The sequence below is a fragment of the Streptomyces sp. NPDC058955 genome (assembly GCF_042741435.1).
Classification (GTDB): domain Bacteria; phylum Actinomycetota; class Actinomycetes; order Streptomycetales; family Streptomycetaceae; genus Streptomyces.
In genome coordinates, this window is the sequence record NZ_JBHYKM010000197.1 from 1 (window position 1) to 8,012 (window position 8,012).

The following is an 8,012-nucleotide window of genomic DNA, read 5'->3' on the forward strand; positions in this document are numbered from 1 at the left end:
GGGCCCTTCCGGCGTTTCCGACTCTATCAGATCCTTTCGGCGTCTGATTCCCAGTCAGCGGGGTTTGTCTTCCGGGCTGTTGGGCCCTTCCGACGTCTCAAACCTTAGCGGATTCCTTCGGCGGCTCATAATCGAGTCGTTCGAATTGAATTTCGGCATGCCGAAATTCATCCCGTGAGGGAGACCGTGCTGGATTGAGGTGCCGCTCTCGCGGCGGGATGGCCGTCGCAGAACCGTTCCGGCTCCGTGACAACTCGGAGAACACTACGCGTCCCCCAGGGGGGTGTCAACCGCCACCCGGGGGTCCTCGGGCACCTTCTCAGTCGAGGTCGGTGAGCCTGCCGCCGGCGTCCGGCTGGGTCAGCTCCACCCTGCGCAGGAGGCGGATCAGGGCGTCGCCCAGGACGCCCCGCTCCTCCGTCCCGAGGTCCTGGAGGAGCTTCTCCTCGAAGTCCGTGGCCATGCGCATCGCCTCCAGCCACTTCGTACGGCCCTCGTCCGTCAGCTCGACGATCACGCGGACGCGGTTGGTCTCGTCGCGGTCGCGGGTGACCAGGCCCTCGCCGGCCATGCGGTCGATGCGGTGGGTCATGGCGGCGGGGGTGAGGCCGAGGCGCTTGGCCAGCTCGCCCGGGCCCAGGCGGTACGGGGCGCCGGAGAGGACGAGGGTCTTGAGCACCTCCCACTCCGCGTTGCTGATGCCGAGGTCGGCGAGCTGGCGGCCGTACGCCACGTTCATCCGGCGGTTCAGCCGGCCGAGGGCGGAGACCACCTTCTCCACCTGCGGGTCCAGGTCGCGGTACTCGCGCTGGTAGGCGGCGATCTGCTCGTCGAGCGTCGGCTCCTGCGGCTCCTGCGAGGCGGGGCGCTCGGGGGTGTCGGACATGAGGGCGAGTATCCCACGCCCCTCGTTGGCGTTGAAGTCCTTCTATGTGTACTGTTAAGGATCGAACTTTAGCGTTGAAGTCTTCAGGGTTCAGGCGTACAAGGCTGAACCCGCGACCGAAGTGGGTGAGTGTGACCAAGGCGAGGGGCGCGGCGATGCGCCGGATTCAGGCAGGCAGCGCGCTGAGCGCGTTCGGACTCGGCTTCACCGTGCCGTACCTCTATGTGTACGTGGCGCAGGTGCGGGATCTGGGCGCGACGACCGCGGGTGTGGTGCTGGCCGTCTTCGCCATGGCCGCGCTCGTGGTGCTGCCGTTCAGCGGGCGGGCGATCGACCGGCGCGGCCCCGTGCCGGTGCTGCTCGTCGCCTCGGGTCTGGCCGCGGTCGGTGCCGTGGGGATGGGGCTCGCGTCGAGCGTCCCGGCGGCGGTGGGCGCCGCCGCGCTGCTCGGTGCGGGGACCGCGGTGCTCCAGCCGGCGCTCGCGACGATGATCGTGTGGTGCTCCGAGCCCGCCGGCCGCACGCGTGCCTTCGCGCTGCAGTTCTTCCTGCAGAACCTCGGCCTGGGTGTCGGTGGTCTGATCGGCGGCCAGCTCGTCGACGTGAGCCGGCCCGACAGCTTCCTGCTGCTGTTCTCGATCGAGGCCGTGATGTTCCTGGTGCTGGCCGCGGTGGTCGGCACCGTGAAGACGGCCGGTTCGCCCGCGCTCCAGGGCGCGCGGCCCGCCGAGGGCGGCAAGGGCGGGATCCGGGCGCTGCTCGGCCACAGGGCGATGGTGCAGCTGTGCGTCCTCGGCTTCGTGCTCTTCTTCGCCTGTTACGGACAGTTCGAGTCGGGTCTGGCCGCGTACGGCACCGAGGCCGCCGGCATCGCGCCGTCGACGCTGGGCCTGGCGCTGGCCGCCAACACGGCCGTGATCGTGCTGGCGCAGTTCCTGGTGCTGAAGTTCGTGGAGCGCCGCAAGCGGACCCGGGTGATCGCGGCCGTGGGCCTGATCTGGGCCGTGGCGTGGCTGATCGCGGGGTACGCGGGGCTCGGGCACGGCAGCCAGGCGATGGCGACGGCCGCGTTCGTCTCCACGTACGCGCTGTTCGGTCTCGGCGAGGCGATGCTGTCGCCGACCGTGGCTCCGCTGGTGGCCGATCTGGCGCCGGAGTCGATGGTGGGCTCGTACAACTCGGCCTTCGCCCTGGTGAAGCAGCTGGCGCTTGCGGTCGGCCCCGCGGTGGGCGGGCCGATGGGCGCGGCGCTGCACGGGCCGTACATCGTGACCTTCGTGCTGTTCTCGCTGCTGGTCACGGTGCTGGCGGTCCGGCTGGGCAAGCAGCTCACGCCGGTGCAGAACCAGCCGTCGCTGGCCGTGAAGCCCTCTCGGGTGGTGGCTCAGCACCAGCCCGAGCGGGAGACCGCCGCGGCCTAGGCGCGTGCTAGTCGCGGAGGGCGAATTCGCACCACACCGCTTTGCCGCCGCCGGGAGTGCGGCGGCTTCCCCAGGACGAGGCGATCGTCGCGATGATGGAGATCCCGCGACCCGCCTCGTCCTCCGTTTCCGCCCTGCGGCGGCGCGGCAGGTGGTCGTCGCCGTCGGTGACCTCGATGATCAGGCGGCGGTCGGTGCGGCGGAGCCGCAGGCGCATGGGCGGGGTGCCGTGCTGGAGGCTGTTGGCGACGAGTTCGCTGGTGGCGAGGACGCCGAGGTCGCGCAGTTCGACGGGGAAGCGCCAGGAGGAGAGGACTCCGGAGGCGAAGGCACGCGCGCGTGGGGCGGCCTCGACGCCGCCGAGGAGTTCCAGGGCGGCGTTGTGGAACAGCTCGGCGTCGGCGCCGTCGCGGGCGGGGTGCTGGACGACGAGGACGGCGACGTCGTCGTCGTGTTCGGCGGTGACGCCGAGGGCGCGGAGCAGCCGGCCGCAGATGACCTGGGGGGTGCCGCTGGCGCCGGAGAGGGCGCGGGCGAGGGCTTCGACGCCTTCGTCGATGTCCTCGCGGCGGCGCTCGACCAGTCCGTCGGTGTAGAGGACGGCGGTGGAGCCGGGGGGCAGGGCGATGGAGCCGGAGGCGTGCAGCCAGCCGCCGGTGCCGAGCGGGGGTCCGGTGGCGCCGTCGGCCTGGCGGACGGTGCCGTCCGCGTCGCGGACGAGGATCGGGAGGTGGCCGGCAGAGGCGTAGACGAGCTTGCCCTCGTTGGGGTCGTGGACGGCGTAGACGCAGGTGGCGATCTGGCTGGCGTCGATCTCGGCGGCGAGGCCGTCGAGGAGCTGGAGGACCTCGTGCGGGGGCAGGTCCAGGCGCGCGTAGGCCCGGACGGCGGTGCGGAGCTGGCCCATGACGGCGGCGGCGCGGACGCCGCGGCCCATGACGTCGCCGATGACGAGGGCGGTGCGGCCGGCGCCGAGGGTGATGACGTCGTACCAGTCGCCGCCGACGGCGGCGTCGGCGACGCCGGGCTGGTAGGTGGCGGCGATCCGCAGGTCGTCGGGCTGTTCCAGCTCCTGCGGGAGGAGGGAGCGCTGGAGGGTGACGGCGGTCTCGCGGTGGCGGCGTTCGCTGGCCCGGAGCCGTTCGGCGGCTTCGGCGTGGTCGGTGACGTCGGCGGCGTGGACGAGGACGCCGGCGCCGTCGAGGTGCGGGCTGTCGACGGGCAGGCAGGTGACGGTGTACGAGCCGCCGTCGGCGGTGCGGCGGGACTTCACGGTGCGGGGCTTGCCGCTGCGGAGGACCTGGTCGAGGAGGGGCAGCAGGCCGAGCTCCTCGGCCTCGGGGCAGGTGGCGGCGACGGTGGCGCCCGGGGTGCGGGGGCCGAAGGCGGCGGCGTACGCCTCGTTGACGTACGCGATGCGGTGCTCGGGGCCGTACACGAGGGCGACGAGGCCGGGGAGCCGGCCGAGGAGGTCCCGTACGGAGAAGTCCTCCAGGGCGGGGACGTCGGTGTCCACAGTGTCGACGGTCGTCCCGGCGTGCTCGGGGTCCGGTGCGTCCGCGGTGGGGTGCTCCTGCCGCGGTCCGTACTCACCGCGGGCGGCGGGCACGGAGCCTTCGGTCCCCCGCGCCGCGCGGCGCTGCGTGCCGGGGAGCCGGGCGCTCCAACGGGTGAAGTTCACGGATCTGTATGCCTCGTGGTGTCGGTGCCGTGCGGAGTCACGCTGTGCAGGTGTGAGCCCACCTATGGTCACACGTCCAGTGTGGACGAGTGCACTGACAGTGATGTCAGGAGGACGCCCCGTCGTTCTCGTCGGGGCCGGGAACCGCGGGCGGGGGTGGGGGTGGTGCGGCCGCGAGTTCGAATTCGGCCCGGGGGTGTTCCAGGGAGCCGAGGGAGACGATCTCGCGTTTGAAGAGGCCGGAGAGGGTCCATTCGGCCAGGACCCGGGCCTTGCGGTTGGCGGTGGGCATCCGGCTGAGGTGGTAGGCGCGGTGCATCAGCCAGGCCGGGTACCCCTTGAGCTTGCGTCCGTACACGTGCGCGACCCCCTTGTGGAGGCCGAGCGAGGCGACGGAGCCGGCGTACGCGTGCGCGTACTCCTTGAGCGGCCGGCCGTGGAGGGAGGCGGCGAGGTTCTCGGCGAGGACCCTGGCCTGGCGGACGGCGTGCTGGGCGTTGGGGGCGCAGGGGGTGCCGGGTTCCTTCGCGGTGACGTCGGGGACGGCTGCGGCGTCTCCGGCCGCCCACGCGTGCGGGGTGCCGTCGACGGTGAGGTGGGCGGTGCAGCGGATGCGGCCGCGCTCGTCGAGGGGGAGGTCGGTGGCGGCGAGGACGGGGGCGGGCTTGACCCCGGCGGTCCACACGACGGTGCGGGTGGGCAGGCGGGTGCCGTCGCTGAGGACGGCGACCCGGTCCTCGCAGCTGTCGAGGCGGGTGTCGAGGCGCACGTCGACGTTGCGGCCGCGGAGCTCGCGGATGGCGTACCGGCCCATCTCGTCGCCGACCTCGGGGAGGATCCGGCCGGCGGCCTCGACGAGGACCCATCTCAGGTCCTCGGGCTTGATGTTGTGGTAGTAGCGGGTGGCGTACCGGGCCATGTCCTCCAGCTCGGCGAGGGCCTCCACGCCCGCGTACCCGCCGCCGACGAAGACGAAGGTGAGGGCGGCGTCGCGGAGCGCCGGGTCGCGGGTGGAGGAGGCGATGTCGAGCTGCTCCAGGACGTGGTTGCGCAGTCCGATGGCCTCCTCGACGGTCTTGAAGCCGATGCCGTGGTCGGCGAGGCCGGGAACGGGGAGGGTGCGGGAGACCGAGCCGGGGGCGAGGACCAGTTCGTCGTAGGTGAGGGCGACCGGGCCCGCGCCCTCCTCGTCGGTGGCGAGGGTGGTGAGGATCGCGGTGCGCTTGGCGTGGTCGATGGACTCGACCTCGCCGATGAGGAGGCGGCAGCGGTCCAGGACGCGGCGGAGCGGGACGACGACGTGGCGCGGGGAGAGCGAGCCGGCGGCGGCCTCGGGCAGGAAGGGCTGGTACGTCATGTACGGGTCGGGCGTGACCACCACGATCTCGGCGGCGCCGCGTCCGAGCTCCGTCCTGAGCTGCCGCTGGAGGCGCAGCGCGGTGTACATGCCGACGTAGCCACCGCCGACCACGAGAATGCGCGCAGGTTCGGTCACCGTCCCATGAGGCATCGCCGTCCGGGGTTTGTCCACAGGCCCGGCGAATTGTGTGACCGGAGGGGTACGGAGGCGCGGGGTGGCGCGCGCGGGGTGGGTGAGTGCAACGGCGCAGGTCACGGCGGGCGTGGGTGGTGCGTCACGGGGTGGGAAACGGGTGGCTTCGGTGCCTTGCTCCGATCGGGGGGCGCACCGTACGGAACTCCCCCTTCTGAATTGACCCGGACTCAACTATGTTCGTAGTTCGTCGGGGTGTCGGTTCCGGCGTGCGCGCGGACCGATGGCGCACACCGGCCGGGAGCCCCGTATCAGGGCGGGGAGTCTCCGGGGGGAGACATCATGAGCGGGGGAACGCTTATGCAGATTCAGGATTCTCGTTGGCAGTCCGTGGTCGGGGCGGAGCGGGACGACCGGGGTGCGGGGGCCGTGGCCGCCGTGCCGTCGGCCGGTGTGCCGGTCTCCGGCACCGTCGCGGGTACCGGCACCGTCGTGGGCGGTCCGGTGACGGGCGGGCGCGCGGCGCCGCTGCGGGTGGACGCGCAGCGCAATCTGGAGCACGTGCTGCGTGCCGCGCGCGAGGTCTTCGGCGAACTCGGTTACGGGGCGCCGATGGAGGACGTGGCCCGGCGGGCGCGCGTCGGGGTGGGCACCGTGTACCGGCGCTTCCCCAGCAAGGACGTGCTGGTGCGGCGGATAGCCGAGGAGGAGACGGCGCGGCTGACCGAGCAGGCGCGTGCCGCGCTCGGGCAGGAGGAGGAGCCGTGGTCGGCGCTCTCCCGGTTCCTGCGCACCTCGGTCGCCTCGGGTGCCGGGCGGCTGCTGCCGCCGCAGGTGCTGCGGGTCGGCGTGGACGAGTCGTCGGTGGACGGGGACGGCGAGGCCCGTGTCCCGTACCAGCGGGGGCTCGGCGAGCCGGCGGACGCGCGCGTGGTGGCGCCCCGGGCGGTGCCGGCGGACGAGCGCGACGACGCGGGGGCCGCGGAGCTCCTGGAGGTCGTCGGCCGGCTGGTCGACCGGGCCCGGGAGGCGGGTGAGCTGCGGACCGACGTGACCGTGGCGGACGTGCTGCTCGTGATCGCCACCGCGGCGCCGGCGCTGCCGGACGCGGCCCAGCAGGCGGCGGCCTCGGCCCGGCTTCTGGACATCCTCCTGGAGGGTCTGCGCTCGCGGTAGCGGGTCGGACGCTCGCCGGTCCGCCGGGCCTCTGGGCCGGGCGGACCAAGGAGCATGACACGAACGTGTGAGCGGTTACGCCGGGATACGGGAAGTCGCCCCGGACGAGTGGTAAGTGGACGCGGCGCTTCGGCATGCCCGCGTCGTGTGGCAGGCTTGGCCAATATTCGGGTCTGCGCACGCGTACGGGGGCTTCTCGCGATGAGCGGTGACGGTCGGGACGATCCGCTGGGCGCCGGTGGCGCCACGGAGGCCGAGGGGCTGCCCGCCCGGCAGGTGCCGAGCCAGGGAGGCCCCGGCGGCGTCCCCGGCCCACCCCACGGCCCCGGCGAACCGAGCGTGCCGCAGCAGCGCGAGGCCCGGTCGGCGGGCGCCGCGCCCGTCCCCGTACCGGATCACGGCGCGGACCACGGCCCGGAGGACGGACCCGACGGGGACCCCGCGGACGACGAGGGCCTGCTGCCGCCCCCTCGGGAGCTGCCGGCCTCCGACGCCGACCTGATCGCCCGCATGCGGGACGGCGACGACTCCGCCTACGAGGAGCTCTTCCGCCGCCACTCCGACGCCGTCCGCCGCTACGCCCGGACCTGCTGCCGGGACGCGCACACCGCCGACGACCTCACCGCCGAGGTCTTCGCCCGCACCCTCCAGGCCGTCCGCGGCGGCGCCGGGCCCGAACAGGCCGTCCGCGCCTATCTGATGACCACCGTCCGGCGGGTCGGCGCGAGCTGGGCCAAGACCCAGAAACGCGAGCACCTCGTCGAGGACTTCGCCGTCTTCGCCGCCGACGCCGCCCGCTCCTCCGAGGTCTCCGACCAGGACACCATGGACCTCGGCGCCGAGGTCCGGGCCATGCAGGAGGCCGAACAGTCGCTGGCCATGCAGGCGTTCCGGTCGCTGCCCGAGCGCTGGCAGGCCGTCCTGTGGCACACCACCGTCGAGGAGGAGTCGCCCAGCGAGGTCGCCCCCCTCTTCGGCCTGACCGCCAACGCCACCGCCGTCCTCGCCAGCCGCGCCCGCGAGGGCCTCAAGCAGGCCTACCTCCAGGCCCACGTCAGCCAGGCGCTCACCGCCGGCGGGGACTGCGCCCGGTACGCCGACCGGCTCGGCGCCTACGCGCGCGGCGGACTGCGGATGCGGGCCGAGCGCGGCCTGCGCAAGCACCTGGACGAGTGCGCCAAGTGCCGGGTCGCCGCCGGCGAACTCGCCCCCGACACCGCCGGGATCCCGGCGCTCCTCCCCGTCGCCGTCATCGGCTGGTTCGCCGCCGGCTACTCCCTCAAGGCCGCCGGCATCGTCGCCGGCGGTGCGGTGGGCGCGGCCGGCGCGCGGTCTCTTATACACAACACCCAGCCC

6 protein-coding genes are annotated in these 8,012 nt (G+C 73.4%); 3 read left to right on the plus strand and 3 right to left on the minus strand.

Annotated elements, in window-relative coordinates; translation table 11 throughout:
* Positions 1 to 319 precede the first annotated feature (319 nt).
* Complete coding sequence (locus ACFW1I_RS37230) at positions 320 to 886, minus strand: MarR family winged helix-turn-helix transcriptional regulator (protein ID WP_384678367.1); 567 nt, start codon at positions 884 to 886, stop codon at positions 320 to 322.
* A 155-nt stretch (positions 887 to 1,041) separates the two neighbouring features.
* On the opposite strand from ACFW1I_RS37230, the gene ACFW1I_RS37235 reads away from it, so the two are divergent.
* On the plus strand, positions 1,042 to 2,307 hold the full coding sequence (locus tag ACFW1I_RS37235) for an MFS transporter (protein ID WP_384678369.1): 1,266 nt from the start codon (positions 1,042 to 1,044) through the stop codon (positions 2,305 to 2,307).
* A gap of 7 nt (positions 2,308 to 2,314) precedes the next feature.
* Here the strand turns inward: ACFW1I_RS37235 and ACFW1I_RS37240 are convergent, their stop codons facing one another.
* Both ACFW1I_RS37240 and ACFW1I_RS37245 read right to left on the minus strand, forming a co-directional pair.
* Entirely contained in the window at positions 2,315 to 3,988 is a 1,674-nt protein-coding gene (locus ACFW1I_RS37240; protein ID WP_384678371.1) for a SpoIIE family protein phosphatase, read from the minus strand.
* 106 nt (positions 3,989 to 4,094) lie between these two features.
* Positions 4,095 to 5,498 carry an NAD(P)/FAD-dependent oxidoreductase gene (locus ACFW1I_RS37245; protein ID WP_384678373.1) on the minus strand — a complete coding sequence of 468 codons (1,404 nt, stop codon included), beginning with the start codon at positions 5,496 to 5,498 and terminating at the stop codon, positions 4,095 to 4,097.
* Between the two features lie 342 nt (positions 5,499 to 5,840).
* Between ACFW1I_RS37245 and ACFW1I_RS37250 the strand changes: the two genes are divergently transcribed.
* Positions 5,841 to 6,656, plus strand: coding sequence for a TetR/AcrR family transcriptional regulator (locus tag ACFW1I_RS37250; protein ID WP_384678374.1), 816 nt, complete (start codon positions 5,841 to 5,843; stop codon positions 6,654 to 6,656).
* A 201-nt stretch (positions 6,657 to 6,857) separates the two neighbouring features.
* The coding region (locus ACFW1I_RS37255) for a sigma-70 family RNA polymerase sigma factor (protein ID WP_384678376.1) at positions 6,858 to 8,012 on the plus strand (1,155 nt) is incomplete at its 3' end.

What these genes read in the sequence shown, in the direction of transcription:
- ACFW1I_RS37235 (WP_384678369.1), top strand. Translation starts at nt 1,042, where the DNA reads ATGCGCCGGATTCAGGCAGGCAGCGCGCTGAGCGCGTTCGGACTCGGC.
- ACFW1I_RS37250 (WP_384678374.1), top strand. Translation starts at nt 5,841, where the DNA reads ATGCAGATTCAGGATTCTCGTTGGCAGTCCGTGGTCGGGGCGGAGCGG.
- ACFW1I_RS37230 (WP_384678367.1), bottom strand. Translation starts at nt 886, where the DNA reads ATGTCCGACACCCCCGAGCGCCCCGCCTCGCAGGAGCCGCAGGAGCCG.
- ACFW1I_RS37245 (WP_384678373.1), bottom strand. Translation starts at nt 5,498, where the DNA reads ATGCCTCATGGGACGGTGACCGAACCTGCGCGCATTCTCGTGGTCGGC.